Annotated in this window: 18 protein-coding genes and 1 pseudogene; 12 read left to right on the forward strand and 7 right to left on the reverse strand. The window is 64.8% G+C overall.

Features of this window, described 5'->3' with window-relative positions; genetic code table 11:
• Positions 1–146 precede the first annotated feature (146 nt).
• Positions 147–917, reverse strand: a complete 771-nt coding sequence (locus JQ632_RS05160; protein WP_212401249.1) for an enoyl-CoA hydratase — start codon at positions 915–917, stop codon at positions 147–149.
• Between the two features lie 155 nt (positions 918–1,072).
• On the opposite strand from JQ632_RS05160, the gene JQ632_RS05165 reads away from it, so the two are divergent.
• The gene (locus tag JQ632_RS05165) at positions 1,073–1,600 is read left to right on the forward strand and encodes a PaaI family thioesterase (protein ID WP_212401202.1); all 528 of its coding nucleotides are present in this window, start codon (positions 1,073–1,075) and stop codon (positions 1,598–1,600) included.
• A 72-nt stretch (positions 1,601–1,672) separates the two neighbouring features.
• Positions 1,673–2,281, forward strand: a complete 609-nt coding sequence (locus JQ632_RS05170; protein WP_212401203.1) for a TetR/AcrR family transcriptional regulator — start codon at positions 1,673–1,675, stop codon at positions 2,279–2,281.
• Positions 2,282–2,404: 123 nt separating this feature from the next.
• Here the strand turns inward: JQ632_RS05170 and JQ632_RS05175 are convergent, their stop codons facing one another.
• A complete protein-coding gene (locus JQ632_RS05175; RefSeq protein ID WP_212401204.1) occupies positions 2,405–3,319 on the reverse strand; it encodes a LysR family transcriptional regulator in 915 nt (304 codons plus the stop codon).
• Positions 3,320–3,418: 99 nt separating this feature from the next.
• Here JQ632_RS05175 and JQ632_RS05180 point away from each other — a divergent pair, with 99 nt between their 5' ends.
• The 8 genes from JQ632_RS05180 (at position 3,419) to JQ632_RS05215 (ending at position 13,007) form a co-directional block, all read left to right on the forward strand.
• Positions 3,419–4,915, forward strand: a complete 1,497-nt coding sequence (locus JQ632_RS05180; protein WP_212401205.1) for a CoA-acylating methylmalonate-semialdehyde dehydrogenase — start codon at positions 3,419–3,421, stop codon at positions 4,913–4,915.
• 80 nt (positions 4,916–4,995) lie between these two features.
• Complete coding sequence (locus JQ632_RS05185; protein WP_212401206.1) at positions 4,996–6,141, forward strand: isobutyryl-CoA dehydrogenase; 1,146 nt, start codon at positions 4,996–4,998, stop codon at positions 6,139–6,141.
• On the forward strand, positions 6,138–7,205 hold the full coding sequence (locus JQ632_RS05190) for an enoyl-CoA hydratase/isomerase family protein (RefSeq protein ID WP_212401207.1): 1,068 nt from the start codon (positions 6,138–6,140) through the stop codon (positions 7,203–7,205). Before JQ632_RS05185 ends, JQ632_RS05190 begins: the two co-directional genes overlap by 4 nt.
• The gene (gene mmsB / locus JQ632_RS05195; protein ID WP_312015567.1) at positions 7,205–8,128 is read left to right on the forward strand and encodes a 3-hydroxyisobutyrate dehydrogenase; all 924 of its coding nucleotides are present in this window, start codon (positions 7,205–7,207) and stop codon (positions 8,126–8,128) included. Before JQ632_RS05190 ends, mmsB begins: the two co-directional genes overlap by 1 nt.
• Positions 8,128–9,846 carry an AMP-binding protein gene (locus JQ632_RS05200; protein ID WP_212401208.1) on the forward strand — a complete coding sequence of 573 codons (1,719 nt, stop codon included), beginning with the start codon at positions 8,128–8,130 and terminating at the stop codon, positions 9,844–9,846. The genes mmsB and JQ632_RS05200 overlap by 1 nt, the downstream gene beginning before the upstream one ends.
• 138 nt (positions 9,847–9,984) lie before the next feature.
• Entirely contained in the window at positions 9,985–10,464 is a 480-nt protein-coding gene (locus JQ632_RS05205) for a MaoC family dehydratase (RefSeq protein ID WP_212401209.1), read from the forward strand.
• Between the two features lie 238 nt (positions 10,465–10,702).
• Complete coding sequence (locus JQ632_RS05210) at positions 10,703–11,620, forward strand: SDR family NAD(P)-dependent oxidoreductase (RefSeq protein WP_212401210.1); 918 nt, start codon at positions 10,703–10,705, stop codon at positions 11,618–11,620.
• A 154-nt stretch (positions 11,621–11,774) separates the two neighbouring features.
• Complete coding sequence (locus JQ632_RS05215; RefSeq protein WP_212401211.1) at positions 11,775–13,007, forward strand: TIGR03862 family flavoprotein; 1,233 nt, start codon at positions 11,775–11,777, stop codon at positions 13,005–13,007.
• A 162-nt stretch (positions 13,008–13,169) separates the two neighbouring features.
• On the opposite strand, the gene JQ632_RS05220 is transcribed toward JQ632_RS05215, so the two are convergent.
• The 3 genes from JQ632_RS05220 to JQ632_RS05230 form a co-directional block, all read right to left on the reverse strand.
• Positions 13,170–14,249, reverse strand: coding sequence for a D-TA family PLP-dependent enzyme (locus tag JQ632_RS05220; RefSeq protein WP_212401212.1), 1,080 nt, complete (start codon positions 14,247–14,249; stop codon positions 13,170–13,172).
• A gap of 66 nt (positions 14,250–14,315) precedes the next feature.
• The gene (locus JQ632_RS05225) at positions 14,316–16,127 is read right to left on the reverse strand and encodes an ABC-F family ATP-binding cassette domain-containing protein (RefSeq protein WP_212401213.1); all 1,812 of its coding nucleotides are present in this window, start codon (positions 16,125–16,127) and stop codon (positions 14,316–14,318) included.
• A 2-nt stretch (positions 16,128–16,129) separates the two neighbouring features.
• Positions 16,130–16,639 carry a YaiI/YqxD family protein gene (locus tag JQ632_RS05230; RefSeq protein ID WP_212401214.1) on the reverse strand — a complete coding sequence of 170 codons (510 nt, stop codon included), beginning with the start codon at positions 16,637–16,639 and terminating at the stop codon, positions 16,130–16,132.
• A gap of 104 nt (positions 16,640–16,743) precedes the next feature.
• Here JQ632_RS05230 and JQ632_RS05235 point away from each other — a divergent pair.
• Positions 16,744–17,543 (forward strand): annotated as a pseudogene (locus tag JQ632_RS05235) (hypothetical protein).
• A 153-nt stretch (positions 17,544–17,696) separates the two neighbouring features.
• Positions 17,697–18,648, forward strand: a protein-coding gene (locus tag JQ632_RS05240) for an IS630 family transposase (protein ID WP_212401215.1) whose coding sequence is annotated in 2 segments (ribosomal slippage) — positions 17,697–18,040 and positions 18,039–18,648 — 954 coding nt in all. Because the reading frame shifts where the segments join, the coding sequence is not laid out codon by codon here.
• Positions 18,649–18,673: 25 nt separating this feature from the next.
• Here the strand turns inward: JQ632_RS05240 and rpmG are convergent.
• A complete protein-coding gene (gene rpmG / locus JQ632_RS05245) occupies positions 18,674–18,841 on the reverse strand; it encodes a 50S ribosomal protein L33 (RefSeq protein ID WP_057756569.1) in 168 nt (55 codons plus the stop codon).
• A gap of 125 nt (positions 18,842–18,966) precedes the next feature.
• The gene (locus JQ632_RS05250; RefSeq protein ID WP_212401216.1) at positions 18,967–20,292 is read right to left on the reverse strand and encodes an LLM class flavin-dependent oxidoreductase; all 1,326 of its coding nucleotides are present in this window, start codon (positions 20,290–20,292) and stop codon (positions 18,967–18,969) included.
• Between the last annotated feature and the right edge of the window lie 31 nt (positions 20,293–20,323).

Raw genomic sequence — 20,323 nt, forward strand, 5'->3', positions numbered from 1 at the left:
ACACAACTGTCATCGCCCGCGCAGGCGGTCGATCCGGTATTCCAGAGGTGCGCAAGGATGCGGAGAAGCCGCGGCGTACTGGATGCCCCGCCTTCGCGAGGCATGACACCTCCAGTGTGGAGGCGGCCTACCAATACGGAGAATGCCTACCGCTTCCGGTTCACAAACCCCTGCATCAACCGCGTCGGCTCGTCCGTCAAAAACGACTCGCCAAACACCTTGACGCTGAGATTGACCGACTCGGTCAGCGGCAGCTCCTCCCATTGCCGCAGTAGCGCCTTCTGCGCGCGCAGCGCCTCGGGGCCGCATTCGAGCAGCGCCTTCACCGTGTGCTCGACGGCGGCATCCAGCTCACCTGCGGCAGCGACCTTGTCGACCAGGCCCCAGGCGAGCGCGGTCGGCGCGTCGATATTTTCCGCCGTCATCACCAGCCAGCGCGCACGGCCCCAGCCGATCAGGCGCGGCAGCAGCGCTGCGTGGATCACCGAGGGAATCCCGACGCGGACCTCGGGCATGCCGAACATCGCGTCATGCGCCGCGATCCGGACATCGCAGGCGGCCGCAACCTCGAGCCCGCCGCCAAGGCACCAGCCCGGCATGCGCGCGATCACGGGGGCAGGGAAGTTGCGCACCGCTTCGCAGAGATCGCGCAGGCGGGAGATGAAGGCTTCCGCGGATTTCTGGTCGAGCTTCGCCATCTCCGTGATGTCGGCGCCGCCGATCATGCTCTTCTCGCTCTGGCCGCGCAGCACCACCACGCGGATGCTGCGGTCCGTGGCGAGCTGCTGCAATCCCTGACGTACGGCGTCGATAACGGGCGAGCCAAGGATGTTGAGCGAACCGGCATCGCAGATCGTGACATGGACGACGCCGCGCGCATCGCGCGTTACGCCGCAGTGAGGATTGAGCATGTCCATCGCGCTTCGTCCCGACATTTTGTGGCGCCCGGAGGGCGCGGAAGTCGTGCCACTTCCGGACCGAAACCGCGCCCTTGTCAAGCGGCGGACGTCATCGGGTTGCCGGCATGAAGTTCACCGTATAGTATGATTATCCTCATATAAAAGAGGCTGACATGACCGTAACAGATACGCTCGACCTGTTTTCACCCACACTCCGGCGCGAGCGAGTGGTGGGCTGGCAGGCTCCTGGCCCTGCGGCCAAGGCCGCTCGGGGATGGTCGGGCATGGAAGCCATGCAGGCGATCCGCGACGGACGCCTGCCGCCGCCGCCGATGGCGATGCTGATCGGGTTTCGCATGAGCATCGTCGAGCCCGGCCGCATCGTCATGGAACTGGATCCGCGGGAGGATCTCGAAAACACCATCGGCCTGTTGCACGGTGCGACCGCTGCGGCGCTGCTCGACACCGCCATGGGCTGCGCGATCTCGACCAGGCTTCCGGCGGGGCAGGGCTCGGTTACGCTCGATTTGAAACTGACCTATCTGCGTCCACTCTCGGTTCGGTCGGGGACCATCGCCGCCGAAGGCAAACTGATCAAGCTCGGACGCCAGACCAGCTACACCGAAGGCTTTGTCCGCGACGGCAAGGGCGACCTCGCGGTCCACGCTACCGCGACCTTTTCCATGGTCGCCGGCGTCTAAAGCCGTGAAATAGCTGGAGCTTTTCGCTGGGCCTGTGCTATTATATGATTAGAAACATTCAATGAGTCCAGCATGCGCTATTCCCGGGAACACAAGCAGGAAACCCACGACCGGATCGTTCGGAAGGCCTCCGTACGGCTGCGCGAGAAGGGCGCCCACGGCATCGGCGTCGCCGACCTCATGAAGGAGGCGGGGCTGACCCATGGCGGGTTCTACGCGCATTTCGATTCCCGCGAGGCGCTGGTCATCGAGGCCTTTGCCTACGCCATGGACCGCTCGATGGAGCACTGGCGCAAGATGACCGACCAGGTCTCACCGGAGAAGCGGCTGTCGCTGATTGCGGAAACCTATCTGTCGGCGCTGCATCGCGACGATCCCGGCCATGGCTGCTCGATCCCCGCGCTCGGCGCCGAGATCGCCCGCGAGAGCCCGAAGACGCGAAAGGCCTTCGCCGGCAAGCTCGACGAGATGATCGAGATGATGGCCGATCACATCACCGGCGTGCCGCGCAAGGCCGCGCGCAAGCAGGCGATCGCGACGCTCGCGACCATGGCCGGCACCATGCTGCTGGCCCGGGTCGCCGGCAACGGCGAACTCTCGGATGAGGTCTTGAAGGCCGGCAAGGATACGGCTCTCGAAGGCGCGCGCCGCGAGACGCCGAAGAAGCTGAAGCAGAATTAGCGAGACGCCGTAGGGTGGGCAAAGGCGCCCTTGCGCCGTGCCCACCATCTCTCCACGATTTGCGACACACGCGGTGGGCACACAACGAGCCGCGCCGTCGCGCGTCTCGTCGCTTTGCCCACCCTACAAGGTCCGCCCGGCAAATAGCGCGCGCTCCCTCTCCACGATCTCCCCGATGTAATCTGCCACGGCGCGGATGCGCGCGAGATCCTTGCTATCGGCATGCATCAGCATGAAGAACGTGCGGGTGATCGAGACCTCGTCCGGCAGCACCGGCACGAGCTGCGGATGCTCGCTCGCCATGAAGTGCGGCAGCACCGCGATGCCAAAACCGGCCAGCGTGGCGTTGAGCTGGGCGATCAGATTGGCGCTGCGGAAACGTGCGGAAATCTTTGGCGAGACCTGCGGCAGATAGTCCAATTCGGGTGTGAACAACAGCTCCTCGATGTAGCCGACGAAGCGATGATGCGGCAGATCGTGCCGCGAGATGATCTTTGGAAAGCGGTCGAGATAGGCCGGGGCGGCATAAAGCCCGAGGCGATAGTCCAAGAGCTTGCGCCCGACGATTCGGCCCTCTTTGGGCATGGTCAGGCTGATGGCGATGTCGGCCTCGCGCTTGGACAGGCTGAACAGCCGCGCGGTCGCCACCAGTTGCAGGTCGAGGTCGGGATACCGGTCGGCGAAGGGCGCCAGCCGCGGCGCCAGGAAGGCGGTCCCGAAGCCATCAGGGGCGCCGATCCGCACCGTGCCGGTGAGGCGCGCCAAGGAGCCGCCGACCTGTTCCTGGTTGGCGACGATGGTCGATTCCATCGCCTCCGCGCTGTCGGCGACGCGCTGGCCGGCTTCGGTCAGCAAATAGCCGGTCTTGCGCCTGTCAAACAGCTTTGCCGAGAGGTGCTTTTCCAGCCGGTCGACACGGCGGATCACCGTGGCATGATCCACCCCGAGCTGCTTTGCCGCAGCCGAGACCGAGCCGCCCCGTACGATGGCCAGCACGAAGCGAAAGTCGTCCCAGTCGATGGTGCCTTGATCCAGCATTTTCGCACATCTATGGTGCAATTTATCGGTCTTGAATCCCAAGAAATGCAGGTCCAAACGGATTTGTAAAGCGATCTAGCCCGCGAGAGGGAGGTATTCATGCGCGCAATCGGACATTTCATCGGTGGCAAGGAAGTGAAGGGCACGTCGGGCCGGACGGCCGATGTCTTCGAGCCGATGACCGGCGACGTCCAGGCCAAGGTGGCGCTGGCCTCCAAGGCCGAGGTCCGCGCGGCCGTCGAGAACGCCCGCGCCGCGCAGCCGGAATGGGCCGCGACCAACCCGCAGCGCCGCGCCCGCGTGATGATGAAGTTTCTGGAACTGGTGCAACGCGACTACGACAAGCTCGCCGAACTCCTGGCGCGCGAGCACGGCAAGACCGTCCCCGACGCCAAGGGCGACATCCAGCGCGGCCTCGAGGTCGCCGAGTTCGCCTGCGGTATCCCGCATCTAATGAAGGGCGAGTACACCGAAGGTGCCGGCCCCGGCATCGACATCTATTCCATGCGGCAACCCTTGGGAGTGGTCGCTGGCATCACGCCGTTCAATTTCCCGGCGATGATCCCGATGTGGAAGTTTGCGCCCGCGATCGCCTGCGGCAACGCCTTCATCCTCAAGCCGTCGGAGCGCGATCCCGGCGTGCCGATGAAGCTCGCCGAACTGATGATGGAAGCAGGCCTGCCGGCCGGCATCCTCAACGTCGTCAACGGCGACAAGGAAGCCGTGGATGCGATCCTCGACGATCCCGACATCAAGGCGATCGGTTTTGTCGGCTCGACGCCGATTGCGCACTACATCTATGAGCGCGCGGCCCAGACCGGCAAGCGTTGCCAGTGCTTTGGCGGTGCCAAGAACCACGCCATCGTCATGCCCGACGCGGACATGGACCAGACGGTCGATGCCTTGATCGGCGCCGGCTATGGCTCTGCCGGCGAGCGCTGCATGGCGGTCTCGGTTGCCGTTCCCGTCGGCAAGACCACCGCCGACCGCCTGATGGAAAAGCTGATCCCGCGCGTGGAGTCGCTCAAGATCGGCACCTCGATCGATCCCGCCGCCGATTACGGCCCGCTGGTGACGCGCGAGGCGGTCGAGAAGGTCAAGAGCTACATCGACATCGGCATCAAGGAGGGTGCGACGCTGGCGGTCGACGGCCGCGGCTTCAAGATGCAGGGCTACGAGAAGGGCTTTTATCTCGGCGGTTCGCTGTTCGACAACGTCACCAAGGACATGCGGATTTACAAGGAAGAGATCTTTGGCCCCGTGCTCTCGGTCGTGCGCGCGCACGACTACCAGGAGGCCTTGGCGCTGCCGTCCGAGCATGACTACGGCAACGGCGTTGCGATCTTCACCCGCGACGGCGACGCCGCGCGCGACTTCGCGGCCAAGGTGAACGTCGGCATGGTCGGCATCAACGTGCCGATCCCGGTGCCGATCGCCTATTACACGTTTGGCGGCTGGAAGAAGTCGGGCTTTGGCGACCTCAACCAGCACGGTCCGGACTCGGTCCGCTTCTACACCAAGACCAAGACCGTGACCTCACGCTGGCCGTCCGGCGTCAAGGAAGGCGCGGAGTTCTCGATCCCGCTGATGAAGTAACGCACATGATCCGGAAAAGTGGGCGCCGGTTTTCCGAACAAGATCATGCGCAAAACTAAAAAAACTGGAGCGAGGCCGGGATGCAGTTCGCTCTGAACGAGGACCAGATCGCGGTTCGCGACATGGCGCTGGCGTTTGCGGCCGAGAAGATCGCGCCGCACGCGCTACGCTGGGACGAGGAAAAACACTTTCCCGTCGATGTGATGCGGGAAGCGGCCAAGCTCGGCATGGGCGGCATCTATATCCGCGACGACGTCGGCGGCTCCGCCATGACGCGCTTCGACGCGGCGCTGATCTTCGAGGCGCTCGCGACGGGCTGTCCGACCACCTCGGCCTTCATCTCCATCCACAACATGGCGTCCTGGATGATCGATGCCTTCGGCAACGACACCCAGCGCCACCAATGGCTGCCGAAGCTCTGCACCATGGAGCTGATCGCGAGCTATTGCCTCACCGAACCCGGCGCCGGCTCGGATGCGGCGGCGCTCCGGACCCGCGCGGTGCGCGATGGCGACCATTACGTCCTCAACGGCCAGAAACAGTTCATCTCGGGCGCCGGCGGAACCGATATCCTGGTCGCGATGGTCAGGACCGGCGGCGAGGGCGCCGGCGGCGTCTCGACGCTGGTGATCGACGGCAACACGCCGGGCGTCTCGTTCGGCGCCAATGAGCGCAAGATGGGCTGGAATGCGCAGCCGACCCGCGCCGTGATGTTCGAAAACGCCCGCGTTCCCGTCGAGAACCGGCTGGGCGAAGAGGGCATCGGCTTCAAGATCGCGATGGCGGGCCTGGACGGCGGCCGCCTCAACATTACGGCGTGCTCGCTCGGCGGCGCGCAGACCGCGCTCGACAAGGCGCGCGCCTACATGAAGGAACGCAAGGCCTTTGGAAAGCGCCTCGACGAATTCCAGGCGCTGCAGTTTCGTCTCGCCGACATGGCGATCGAGCTCGAAGCCGCCCGCACCTTTTTGTGGCGCGCAGCGGCGGCGCTGGATCGCAAGGATCCGGACGCCACCATGCTTTGCGCCATGGCGAAGCGCTTCGGCACCGATGTCGGTTTCGAGGTCGCCAACCACGCGCTGCAGCTTCATGGCGGCTACGGATACCTCAGCGAATACGGCATCGAGAAAATCGTGCGAGATCTGCGCGTGCACCAGATTCTCGAAGGCACCAATGAAATCATGCGGCTCATCGTGGCGCGCAAGCTGATCGAGGGCGCGCGATGACTGTTTTGGAAGCGGGCGATCTGATCGCCCGTGTCGAGGGCGCAGCCGGTATCATCCGGCTCAACCGTCCCAAGGCCATCAATGCCGTGACGCTGGAGATGTTTCGCGACATCGACAAGGCGCTCGACCGTTTTGAAGCCGATCCTGCCGTCGGCGTGATCCTGCTGGAGGGCGCCGGCGAGCGCGGTCTGTGTGCCGGCGGCGACATCCGCGCGCTCTGGGAGAGCTCCAAGGTCAACGGCGACCTCGGAAAAATCCTGTGGCGCGAGGAGTACATTCTCAACGCCCGGATCAAGAAATTTCCAAAGCCCTATGTCGCCTTCATGGACGGCATCGTGATGGGCGGCGGCGTCGGCCTGTCGGCCCATGCGAGCCATCGCGTCGTCACCGATCGCACGAAGCTTGCCATGCCCGAGGTCGGTCTCGGCTTCTTCCCCGATGTCGGCGGCACCTATCTGCTGTCACATTCGCCGGGCGAGATCGGCACCTATTTCGGCCTGACCGGGCAGACCATGAACGGCCCGGACGCCATCAACGCCAAATTCGCCGACGCCGTCGTGCCGGCGGCGAAACTGCCCGAACTTCGCGCCGCGCTGACCAAAGTTCCCACCGGTGCCGATGCCGCCGAGGTCAGCAAGCTCATCAGGGGTTTTGCCACCGGCGAGACGGTCGGCCCGGTCGCTGCGAAGCAGGCGATGATCGATGCGCTGTTCGCCTTCGACCGGATGGAGGACATCGTCGCCGCGCTGATGCACGATCGTTCCGAGTTTGCGCAGGCCACTCTGAAAACGCTCGGCGAAAAATCCCCGCGCGGCATGGTGGTGACGCTGAAGCTGCTGCGGCTGGCGCGCAAAACATCGACGCTGGAAGAATGCCTCGTCCGCGAATACCGTGCCGCGAACGAGGTTTTCCGCAGCGATGATTTCCGCGAAGGCGTGCGCGCCGCCGTCATCGACAAGGACCGCAATCCAAAATGGTCGCCGGCTGCAATCGAGGACGTGACGCCTGACATGATCGCGCCGTATTTCGCCGAGATCGGCGCGGACGAATTGAAGTTCGACTAATCCACGAAACAGCTCCAGCGGAGGACATCGAGATGGCCACGATCGCATTCATCGGTCTCGGCAACATGGGCGGCCCGATGGCGGCCAATCTGGTCAAGGCCGGCCACAAGGTCACGGCGTTCGATCTGGTCGAGGCCTCGCGCGCGCAGGCCGAGGCCGATGGCGCTGCCATCGCGGAAAGCGCGGCGGGGGCCGTGAAGGGCGCCGACGTCGTCGTCACCATGCTGCCGGCCGGCAAGCATGTGCTCAGCGTCTGGAACGAGGTCGTCCCCGCCATGACCAAGGGCGCGCTGATCATCGACTCGTCGACCATCGACGTTGAAAGCGCGCGTCAGGCCCATGCGCTCGCCGCCAAGCACGGCGTGCTCTCGGTGGACGCGCCGGTCTCGGGCGGCACCGGCGGTGCCAAGGGCGCAACGCTCACCTTCATGTGCGGCGGCGAGGACAAGGCATTTGCCGCGGCAAAGCCCGCGCTGGAAAACATGGGCAAGAAGATCGTGCATTGCGGCGGCGCCGGCGCCGGGCAGGCGGCCAAGATCTGCAACAACATGATCCTCGGCATTTCCATGATCGCGGTGAGCGAGGCCTTTGCGCTGGCCGAAAAGCTCGGGCTCTCGCATCAGGCGCTGTTCGACGTCGCCTCGACCTCGTCGGGCCAGTGCTGGTCGCTCACGACCTATTGTCCGGTGCCGGGCCCGGTGCCGACGTCACCCGCCAACAACGACTACAAGCCCGGCTTTGCCTCGGCGCTGATGGTGAAGGACCTGACCCTGGCGCAGGACGCGGCCAAGGCCGCGGGTGCAGCGACCCCGCTCGGCAAGCATGCGCAGGAGATTTACCGGGACTTCGACGCAGCCGGTCAGGGCGGGGTGGATTTTTCCGGAATTATCAAGCACGTTAGGGGGCTAGCCGGGAAAACTTGATGACGACCTTTCAGGAAGCGCGCGCGTTTCTGCTAAAGCACCGCACGGACTACGAGACAGCGGTCAAGGACTTCCGTTGGCCGGACCCGGTTCCCTTCAACTGGGCGCTCGACTGGTTTGATGCCGAGCTTGCGTCGAATGCCGACAGCAAGGACCGGCCTGCGCTGTGGATCGTCGATGCCGCGCAGGATCGGCAGACAAAGCTGTCCTTTGAAGCGCTGTCGCGCCGCTCCAACCAGGTCGCAAACTTCCTTCGCGCACGGGGCCTGAAGCGCGGCGATCACCTTCTGCTGCTGCTCGGCAATGTGGTTCCGCTCTGGGAAACCATGCTGGCGGCGATGAAGCTCGGCGTGGTCGTCATCCCCGCCACCACGCTGCTCACCGCCGACGAGCTGCGCGACCGGCTCGATCGCGGCAAGGCCAAGGCGGTGGTCGCAGCGCAAGACCAGGTCGCAAAATTCGCGAGCCTTGGCGTCGAGGGCGTGGCCCGCATTGTAGTCGGTGCAGCCTCCGACGGCTGGCTGTCTTATGACGAGGCCGCCAAGGCGTCCGGGGCGTTCATGCCCGATGGCCCGACGAACGCCGACGACCCGATGCTGCTCTATTTCACCTCGGGCACGACGGCCAAGCCGAAGCTGGTGCGTCACAGCCAGCGCAGCTATCCCGTCGGTCATCTCTCGACCATGTACTGGATCGGGCTGCAGCCCGGCGACGTCCATCTCAACATCTCGTCGCCCGGCTGGGCCAAGCATGCCTGGAGCTGCTTCTTCGCGCCGTGGAATGCCGGCGCCACCGTGTTCGTGGTCAATCAGCCGCGCTTTGACGCAAAGGGCCTGCTGGCCACCATCGGCCGCTGCGGCGTCACCACGCTCTGCGCGCCGCCGACAGTGTGGCGGCTGTTCATTCAGGAGAACCTTGCGTCCTTCGAGGTCGCCTTGCGCGAGGTCTGCGGCGCCGGCGAGCCGCTCAATCCCGAAGTGATCGACCAGGTGAAGTCCGCCTGGGGGCTCACCATCCGCGATGGCTACGGCCAGACCGAGACCACGGCGCTCGCCGGCAACTCGCCGGGCCAGAAGGTGAAGATCGGTTCGATGGGCCGGCCACTGCCGGGCTATCGCGTGCAGATCAGCGACGCCGACGGCAATCCGGCCAAAGAGGGCGAGGTCACGCTCCTGCTCGGCGACAATCGCCCGGCCGGCCTGATGCAGGGCTATCAGGGCGACGACGGCAAATTGTCGGGCACCGAAGGCGATCTCTACCGCAGCGGCGATGTCGTATTCGAGGACGAAGAGGGGTATCTGACGTTCGTCGGCCGCTCCGACGACGTCTTCAAGTCATCGGACTACCGCATCAGCCCGTTCGAGCTGGAAAGCGTGCTGCTGGAGCACGATCTCGTCGCGGAAGCCGCCGTCGTGCCGAGCCCGGATCCGATAAGGCTTGCGATCCCGAAGGCCTTTGTGCTGCTCACCTCGGACGCCGAGCGCTCGGCGGACACGGCGCTTTCGATCTTCAAGCACCTGCACACGCGCCTGGCTCCGTTCAAGCGCATCCGCCGCATCGAGATCGTCACCGAGCTGCCGAAGACGATCTCTGGAAAAATCCGCCGCGTGCAGCTACGACGGCTCGAACGCGACAATGATCGCGACGATCCCCTGCGCGGCCGCGAATTCCGGGAAGAGGACTTTCCGGAACTGCCGAAGACTCGAAGTGAGACCTAAGTGAACGGAGTGCGCCTGTCATTCCGGAGCGATGCGCAGCATCGAACCCGGAATCCATTGTGCCGCAGTGTCTGCTGCCCGATGGATTCCGGGCACGCGCTACGCGCGTCCGGGAATGACGGCCGTTGGAGTTGTTAAATGAACGAAGTCTGGAAGAAGCCGCCGATTTCCTTGTCCGCCTATCAGGCGATGGTCGGCAAGGAGATCGGCGTGTCCTCGTGGCACCTGATCGATCAGCCCCGCATCAACACCTACGCCGACGTGATCGAGGACCACCAGTTCATCCACGTCGACCCCGCACGTGCGGCGAAGGAAACCGCCTTCGGCACCACGATCGCGCACGGCTTCCTGACGATGTCGTTGCTGTCCATCATGTCCTACGAGGTGATGCCGGTCATCGAAGGCACGACCATGGGGGTCAACTACGGTTTCGACAAGCTGCGCTTCATCTCGCCGGTGCGATCAGGAAAACGCGTCCGCGGCCGCTTCGTGCTGGCAGAAGCCAAGCTGCGCAAGCCCACGGAATTGCAGTCCCGCACCAACGTCACGGTCGAGATCGAGGGCGAGGACAAGCCGGCGCTGGTCGCCGAATGGCTCGGGCTGATCTATTTCGCGTAAGTCCGCCCGTCATTGCCGGGCTTGACCCGGCAATCCATCGCTGCTCAAAAGCTATCCAATTCGTGCTCGGTGCACCCTCTCCCTTGTGGGAGAGGGTGGCGAAATCGAGCGGAGCGAGATGAAGCCGGGTGAGGGGTCTCTCTCCACGGGCTCGCTTGTGGAGACAACCCCTCATCCGACGCGCTCACGCGCGCCACCTTCTCCCACAAGGGGAGAAGGAAGAAAGGAAGCAACGCTCATGGCAATCAGGTTTGACGGACGCGTCGCTATCGTCACCGGCGCGGGCAATGGTCTGGGGCGGGCGCATGCGCTGGGGCTCGCCAGCCGCGGCGCAAAAGTCGTGGTCAACGATTTTGGCGGCGCGCGCGACGGCACCGGCGCTTCGCTGTCACCGGCGGAAGCGGTCGTCGAGGAGATCCGCAAAGCCGGCGGCACCGCCATGGCCGACGGCGCCGACGTCTCGAACTTCGAGCAGGTCACCGCGATGGTCGAGCGCGCCACCAAGGAGTGGGGCGGCGTCGACATCATGTGCGCCAATGCGGGCATCTTGCGCGACAAGTCCTTTGGCAAGATGGAGGTCGCGGATTTCCAGAAGGTGCTCGACGTGCACCTCGTCGGCAGCTTCTACTGCTGCAAGGCGGTGTGGGCCGGCATGCGCGACCGCAATTATGGCCGCATCGTCCTGACCACCTCGTCCTCCGGCCTGTTCGGCAATTTCGGCCAGGCCAATTACGGCGCCGCGAAGTCTGGCATGGTCGGCCTGATGAACGTGCTCGCCGAGGAGGGCCGCAAGACCAACATCCGCGTCAACATCATCTCGCCGACGGCGGCGACCCGCATGACCGAAGAGCTGCTGCCGCCGCAGGCGCTGCAGTTGATGAAGCCGGAATCGATCACGCCCGCGGTCGAATTTCTCCTCAGCGAGGACGCGCCGACCCGCACCATCATGGGCGCCGGTGCCGGCTCCTTCGCGGTGATCAGGATCGTCGAGACCGAGGGTATCAATCTGGCCGAGTCCGACTGGACGCCGGATGCGGTCGCAGCCCACTTCGCCGAGATCAGCGACATGTCGAAGGCCCGGGCCTTGCAGGGTGCGTTCGAGCAGACGCAGAAATATGTCGGCCAGGCCGCCGCAAGGGCCGGGATCAAGCTGTAGAACGACGGCGCCATTGCGCACTCCGTCGTCATGGCCGGGCTTGACCCGGCCATCCACGTCTTTGGCACCGCATACCGGGCTTTCGTGGATGCCCGGGACAAGCCCGGGCATGACGACCTGTTCTGTGGTGCTTGGCTTCGTTTAAACTCCCGCTATGACCGCAACCGAGTCCCACATCGCCGTCATCGGCGCCGGTCCCGCCGGTCTGATGGCCGCGGAAATCCTTGCGCAAGGCGGCGTCAGCGTCACCGTCTACGACGCCATGCCATCTGCGGGGCGCAAGTTCCTGATGGCCGGACGCGGCGGGCTCAATCTCACCCACAGCGAGCCGCTGCCGCAGTTCCTCGCGCGCTACCGCGAGGCCGCGCCGAAGTTGAAGGCGGCGATCGACGCATTCTCTCCTGATGCGCTGCGCACGTGGAGCGAGGCGCTGGGCGAGCCGACTTTTGTCGGCACCAGCGGGCGCGTCTTTCCAAAGGCGTTCAAGGCCTCGCCGCTGTTGCGAGCCTGGCTGCGGCGGCTCGATGCCGGCGGTGTCCGCTTTGCCTTCCGTCATCGCTGGCGGGGATGGGACAGCAGGGGGCGGCTGCTATTTCAAGCGCCGGACGGCGAGCGCGCAGTCGAAGCGCGTGCCACGGTGCTGGCACTGGGCGGTGCAAGCTGGCCGCGGCTCGGCTCGGACGGCGGCTGGGTCGCGATCCTCGCGCCAAAGGGCGTTGCCATCTCGAAGCTGCGGCCGGCCAATTCGGGCTTCACGGTTGCGTGGTCCGAAGTCTTTCGTGATCGCTTCGAGGGCCAGCCGCTCAAGGGCGTGGCGCTGACGATCGGCGCGCACACCGTGCGGGGCGAAGCGATGATCACCCGCAGCGGCATTGAAGGAGGCGCAATCTACGTACTGTCGGCGGAGTTGCGCGAGGCGGTGCTGGGCCTCGGGCAGGCGACGCTGACGATTGCATTGCGGCCCGATCTCGACGCTGCCGCGCTGACCAAGCGCCTGTCGGGGACGCGTGGCAAGCAATCGCTCGCAAATTTCCTGCGCAAGGCGTCGCAATTGTCACCGGTCGGCATCGGCCTGATGCAGGAGGCCGCGATCGCCTCCGGCCGTCCGCTGGCATCGTTCTCGCCACAAGATCTTGCGCAGCTCATCAATGCAATTCCGGTTCCGCTCACCGGCGTCGCCGCGATCGATCGCGCGATCTCGACTGCGGGCGGGGTGACCTTCGACGAGCTCGACGCCAACTTCATGATCCGCAAGCTACCGGGCGTGTTCGCCGTCGGCGAGATGCTGGACTGGGAGGCGCCGACTGGCGGCTATTTGTTGCAGGCCTCGTTCGCGACGGGCGCTGCTGCGGGCAGGGGTGTCTTGAGGTGGCTGAAGCGTTCGTAGAACGCCGTCGCCCTTCGAGGCTCGCTTCGCGAGCACCTCAGGGTGACGGCTACGAGAAAGCGTCATCCTGCGATAGCTTACAGAGAGCGTCATCCTGAGGTGCGAGCTCGGCGGCTTGCCGCCGGGCGAGCCTCGAAGGATGCGCGGGCACTCCGCAGCGTCCTACCGCAACTTGCCCCGCGCCGCCACCGGCAGCGTGCCGACGATCTCGTCACCCCGCACCATCACGACCTCGTCCATCATATTCACGACGACGCAGACGTGGTTCGGCACGATCCGCACGATGTCGCCGACATTGGGCCGCGTGTTGCTGCGGGAGAGATCGAGAAAGCCGTGCTCCTCGGCAAAGCGCGCGATCTTGGCTTCGGGATGCTCCAGGATCAGGCCGTGGCCTTCGAGCCCGCCGGTATCCGTGGTCAGCGTCTTCGAGCCGGCATCGAGGATGCCGCGTTCCGGTGCCGCGCGGCTCACCACCGTCGAATAGATGTGCAGCGCGCAATCGTCCCAGCCCGCGACGCCGGCCGCGACCTGCATGCGGTCGTTGTAGATATAAGTGCCGAAGCGATGCTCGGTGCCACCCCTCAGCTTGCCGATGTTCTTCAGGTTCGGCGTTCCGCCGGTCGAGACGATGGTGGCGTCTAGCCCGTGGGCACGCACGCCGGCCAGCGCTTCGTCATAGAACTTTTGCGCATCGTCCCAGCCAGTCTCGGTCGGATAGAGCATGAAGCCCGCGAATTTCAGTCCCTCCAGACCCGCGATCTCGCGGGCCAAGGCGATGGCCTCGGCCGGCGTCTCAACGCCCGCGCGTTTGCGACCGGTGTCGCATTCGACCACCACCGATAGTGGACGGCCCGAGGCCGCGGCGGCCTTCGGGAGGCCTGCTACAACCGTGGAGTTGTCGGCGGCGACCGTCATGTTGGCCTTCATCTGCAGCGCGCCGAGACGCGCCATCTTCTCTTCGCCGAGCAGATTGTAGCTGATCAGAATGTTGTCGATGCCGGCATTGGCCATGATCTCGGCCTCGCCGAGTTTTTGGCAGGTGATGCCTTTCGCGCCGGCCGCGACCTGCATTTTCGCGAGCATCGGATTCTTGTGCGTCTTGATGTGCGGGCGATTGGCAACGCCGACGTCGTCGCAGGCCTTCTGGATGCGTGCGATGTTGCGCTCCACCTTGTCCATGTCGATGACGGCGCAGGGCGTGCCATATTCACGGGCGATCTTTGCGGCGAGGGGTGTTGTCATGGAAGTCCCTTAGTTGGCGCGTATTCTGATCGCAAAACCGGTGCCCACTTTTGCGGAATACGCGGCTCAAGCCTGTTCGATTTCTTCGCGGAGCATTTCAAGTTCGAGCCAGCGTTCTTCGGCCGCGGCGAGTTCATCATGTGCCTTGGCGACCGCGGCTGAGGTATCGTCGAATTTCTTGCGATCCTTGGCATACAGGTTCGGATCGTCGAGCACGCGCTGCAGTTTCGCGATGTCGGCGTGCAGCGCCTCCATCCTCTTCGGCAAGGTTTCCAGCGCGTGCTTCTCGTTGAAGCTCAGCCGCCGCTTGGATGCCGTCGCGGGAGCGGAGGCCTTGGCTTCCTTCTTCTCGAGCGCCGGCTCTGCCTTCACGGTCTCGCGCTTAAGATCGGCGCCGCGCTGCGCCAGCATGTCGGTGTAGCCGCCGGCATATTCGATCCACTTGCCATTGCCTTCGGGCGCGATCGCCGAGGTCACCACGCGGTCGAGGAAGTCGCGGTCGTGGCTGATCAGGATCACCGTGCCCTCGTAGTCGCCGAGCATCTCTTCGAGCACGTCGAGCGTTTCGAGGTCGAGATCGTTGGTTGGCTCGTCCAGCACCAGGAGGTTGGAGGGCTTTGCCAGCGCGCGAGCCAGCATCAGCCGGCCGCGCTCGCCGCCCGACAAAACCTCCAGCGGCGTAACACGCTGCTCCTGCGCGAACAAGAAATCTTTCATGTAGCCGACGACGTGCTTGGGCTTGCCGCCGACCATGACATGGTCGCCGCGGCCGCCGGTCAGGGCTTCCGCCAGCGTCGACTTGGGGTCGAGGCTTTCGCGGTGCTGGTCCAGCGTCGCCATCTCCAGATTGGCGCCCAGCCGCACCGTGCCGGTGTCAGGCTCAATGCCGCCGGTCAACAAATTGACCAGCGTGGTCTTGCCGGCGCCGTTCGGTCCGATGATGCCGAGCCGGTCGCCGCGCTGGATGCGAGTCGAAAAGTTCTCGACGATCTTGCGCTCGCCATAGGCCTTGCTGATATTTTTCGCCTCGATCACCAGGCGGCCGGATTGCTCGGCTTCGGCAGCGGCGAGGCTGGCGGCGCCGGTCGTGCCGCGATAGTTGCGGCGCTGCGCCCGCAGCTCGTGCAGATTGGCGAGCCGCTTGACGTTGCGCTTGCGCCGGCCGGAGACGCCGTGGCGCAGCCAGTGCTCCTCGTCGACGATCTTGCGGCCGAGCTTGTGCTGCTCGCGCTCTTCCTCGGCCAGCACCTCGTCGCGCCAGCTCTCGAACGAGGCAAAGCCGCGGTCGATCTGCTTGATCCTGCCGCGATCGAGCCAGGCGGTGGACCGCGAGAGGTTGGTGAGGAAGCGCCGGTCGTGGCTGATCAGCACCAGCGCGCTGCGGCGGCTGTCGAGCTCCTGCTCCAGCCATTCGATGGTCGTGAGGTCGAGATGGTTGGTCGGCTCGTCCAAGAGCAGGATGTCGGGCGAGGGCGCCAGCACGCGCGCCAGCGCCGCGCGGCGGGCCTCTCCGCCCGAGAGATTGGCGGGGTTCTCGTTGCCGGTGAGCCCGAGCTGCTCCAGCAGATATTGCGCCTGATGATGGTCGTCGCCGGGCGCCATGCCTGCCTCGACATAGGCAAGCGTGGTCGCGTGCTCGCCAAAATCCGGCTCCTGCGGCAGATAGCGGATGGTGGCGCCGGGCTGCACGAAGCGCGTGCCGCCATCGGGCTCGACGAGGCCCGCGGCGATCTTCAGCAGCGTCGACTTGCCCGAGCCGTTGCGACCGATCAGGCAGACGCGCTCGCCTGGGGACACGCTGAGTTCGACGCTCGTGAGCAGCGGCGTGCCGCCAAAGGTCAGCCTGATATCCTTGAGCTGGATGAGGGGCGGCGCCATGGTCAGCCAAGACTCGAAGGGTGGCTCGGCACGCGCTGCTCTGAGCGACGGCGCTGGATGCGGCGGATGGTCTGGTCGAGCGTGGACAGGAAGGTCGAGCGGTCGCGCGGCGCAAAGGATTTGGGCCCGCCGGTGATCTCGCCCGACGAGCGCAAATCCGTCATCAGGTTGCGGACCGCGAGCGTCATCCCGATCGACTCTTCGGTGAACGGTTTTCCGTTCGGCGCGATGACGTCGGCGCCCGCTTTCACGCAGCGGCTCGCGAGCGGGATGTCAGCGGTCACCACGATGTCGCCGCTACCAGCGCGTTCCGCGATCCAGTCGTCGGCGGCGTCCATGCCGGCGCCTGCCGCCACGCGCTCAATCAGCGGGTCCTGCGGCACACGGATGAAATTGCCGGCGACCACGCTCACCGGCAGGGAGTGCCTCGCAGCGACGCGATAGATCTCGTCCTTCACCGGACAGGCGTCGGCGTCGACATAGATGCGGGTTATGCTGGAAACATCAGTCATTCCGCGGCGTGGTACCCCATTCAGGCCGCAAAGGCGAGGGGATTGACCGGGGTTCCCCAGGGCCTACGATTACGCCCGAAACAACAAGAATATGGGAAGGCGCCATGCCGAACCGGCTCGAAACCTACCGCGTCGAGGCCTACAACACCGCAAAGCAATCCGAAAACAAGATGCACGACGACACGGTGGCGCGCCGCTTCGGCTTTTCCGGCGGACTGGTGCCTGGCGTGGACGTCTTCGCCTACATGATGCATGTGCCGATCGCGCGTTGGGGCCGTAATTTCCTGGGGCGCGGGCTGATCGAGGCGCGCTTCATCAAGCCGGTCTATGACGGCGAGACCGCCGATGTCGATGCGACCGAGCACAATGGCCTGCTGACGATCGAGGTCTTTAGCCGGACCGAGCTCTGCGCGACCGGGACGGCCTCGCTGCCGGCCACACGCCTGCGGTCGCGCTCGGTGATTACGTCGCGGTGCCCGCCGTGGCCGAGCGCAAGCCCGTCAGCCCGGCGACGTTTCAGGAAGGCAAATGGCTGGGCACCACGCCGCGCCGTTGGGCCGGGCAGGACGCGCAAAACTATCTCGCCGATGTCAGGGAGGCCGATCCGGTCTTTGCGCGCGAAGGGCTCGGTCATCCCGGCCTCATCCAGAGGGTGATGAATCGGGTTCTGGTCGACAACACGATTTTGGGCCCGTGGATCCACGTCGGTAGCCGCATGCAACTGCTCACGGCCGCACGCGCCGGCGACGAGATCACCGCGCGCGCCAGGGTGACGGCGAACTACGAGAAGAAGGGCCACCGCTTCGTCGAGCTTGATGCACTCGTCGTCGCCAACGGCACGACGCCGCTTGCGCACTGTCAGCACATCGCGATCTACCAGCCGCGCGAGCAGGCGGCGGCCTAGTCCGGGACACGAGTGCGGAAACGAAAACGGGGCCCAAGGGGCCCCGCAAAAGTCTTCAGCTAGAGCATTTTCCGATCTGGCGGAATCGGAAGGGATTCCCTTCGGGGTCGAATCGTGATTCATCCTGAGGGCTGGTAATGGAGGCCAGCCCCCATGGCTAAACCCCTCTCGCCAGACCTTCGCCTTCGCATTATTCGGGCCGTGGAAGATGAGGGCATGAGCTGTCGGGGCGCTGCCGGCCGGTTCGGCGTGGCGCCGTCAACAGCGATCGAGCTGATCAGCGAGTGGCGAAGCACCGGCACCTGCGAGGCTGGAGCACAGGGCGGAGACCGGCGTTCGGCCCGGATCGAGGGTCATGCTGCAGAGATCCTCTCCCTGGTTGAGGCTACGCCTGACATGACGCTGGCCGAGATCGGCGACCGTCTCTTCAAAGTCCACGGCGAGCGTTTCGCGCCGAGTGTGGTCTGGCGGTTCTTCGATCGCCGCAACATCACCTTCAAAAAAAACATCGCACGCCAGCGAACAGGATCGGCCCGACGTGGCCGCTGAACGCGCGGCATGGAAGGCATCTCAGCCTGAGATCGACATCCACCGGCTGGTGTTCATCGACGAGACGGGGGCCTCGACCAAGATGGCGCGGCTCTATGGCCGTTCGCCCTACGGCCAGCGCTGTGTCGCAGCAATCCCCCACGGCCATTGGAAGACGACGACTTTCGTTGGCGCGCTCAGGGCGACCGGCATGACTGCGCCGATGGTCCTCGACGGTCCCATGGATGGCTTGGCGTTCGAGGCTTACTTGACCCAAGTTCTCGTGCCGACGCTAAAGCCGGGCGACATCGTGGTGATGGACAATCTCGCAGCACACAAGCGGGCCGAGGTCGGCATCGCAATCGAGGCGGCAGGTGCCCGGCTCCTCTATCTGCCGCCTTATTCCCCCGATCTCAATCCGATCGAAATGGCCTTCGCCAAGCTCAAATCAGCCCTCAGAAAGGCGGCTGCCAGATCAATCGAGACCTTGCTCGACGCTATCGCCGCAGCCGTTGCCGCCTTCACCGCCCAAGAGTGTCTGAACTTCTTCACCGCAGCCGGTTATGATCGCGCCTGATCAGAATCTGCTCTAGTCCGCGATCTTACTTGATCTTGGCTTCCTTGAATTCGACGTGCTTGCGCGCGACCGGGTCGTACTTCTTCTTGACCAGCTTGTCGGTCATGGTGCGCGAATTCTTCTTGGCGACGTAGTAGAAGCCGGTGTCAGCCGAGGACACGAGCTTGACCTTGATGGTGACCGCTTTGGCCATGTTCTGAACCTCAGAAAATTAAGGGAATCTGGAGCCGGCCAAACGGCCCGCGTTGGCCGGCAACCTAGCCAGAAACCGCCTGATGTCAAGGTTTTAGGGCCTCAAAACCACTCAAATCGGCCCGATTACGCCTCGAAGAACCGGTTTTTCGGCCGCGGCAGGCCCAGATTCTCCCTCAAAGTGGCCCCTTCGTATTCTTTCCGGAAAATCCCGCGCCTTTGCAGCTCCGGAACCACCTTGTCGACGAAATCGTCGAGCCCGGCGGGCAGGAACGGGAACATGATGTTAAAACCGTCGGAGCCGCGACCGACCAGCCACTCCTCCATCTGGTCGGCGATGGTTTTTGCGGTGCCGACGAAGGACAGCCCGCCATAGCCGCCGACGCGCTGGGCGAGCTGGCGCACGGTGAGCTTGTCGCGCGCGGCGAGGTCGACCATGCGCTGGCGTCCACTCTTGCTGGCGTTGGTCTCGGGAATTTCGGGCAGCGGCCCGTCCGGATCGAAGCCCGATGCATCGGTGCCGAGAATGACCGAGAGCGAGGCGATGGCGCTGTCATAGTGCACGCGGCTGTCGAGCAGCGCACGCTTCTCCTTCGCCTCGTCCACGCTGTCGCCGACCACCACAAAGGCGCCGGGAAGAATCTTGAGGTGATCGGGATCGCGGCCGATCTTTTCCATCCGGCCCTTGATGTCGGCATAGAGCTTTTGCCCGTCGGCGAAGCTGCCGCCGCCGGTGAACACGGCTTCCGCCGTCTCGGCCGCGAGCTGCTTGCCGTCCTCGGAGGCGCCGGCCTGAACGATCACCGGCCAGCCCTGGATAGGACGGGCGATGTTGAGGGGGCCGCGCACCCTGAGATATTTGCCCTTGTGGTCGAGCACATGCATCTTCGACGGCTCGAAGAACAGGCCGCTTTCGACGTCGCGCACAAAAGCGTCGTCGGCGAAGGAATCCCAGAGGCCGGTGACGACGTCATAGAATTCCCGCGCGCGCTTGTAGCGCTCGGCGTGCTCCATGTGGTCGTCGAGGCCAAAGTTCAACGCCGCGTCGGGGTTGGAGGTCGTGACGATATTCCAGCCCGCGCGCCCGCCGCTGAGATGGTCGAGCGAGGCGAAGCGGCGCGCGACGTGATAGGGCTCGTCAAAGGTCGTCGAGCCCGTCGCGATCAGGCCGATCCGCTCGGTGACGGCCGAGAGCGCCGAGAGCAGCGTGAACGGCTCGAATGATGTCACGGTGTGGCTGCGCTTCAGCGCATTGACCGGCATGTTCAGCACGGCGAGGTGATCGGCCATGAAGAACGCGTCGAACTTGCCGGCCTCGAGCTTCCTGATCAGTTGCTTGATGTGGCCAAAGTTGAAATTGGCATCGGGCCAGGCCCCCGGATAGCGCCAGGCGCCGGTGTGGATGCTGATCGGGCGCATGAATGCGCCAAGCTTGAGTTGCCGTTGTGCCATCGCGCCCCGTTTCCATGTTGGGTGTCGTTAG

It is taken from the genome of Bradyrhizobium liaoningense (assembly GCF_018130955.1).
In the GTDB taxonomy this organism is placed as follows: domain Bacteria; phylum Pseudomonadota; class Alphaproteobacteria; order Rhizobiales; family Xanthobacteraceae; genus Bradyrhizobium; species Bradyrhizobium liaoningense_C.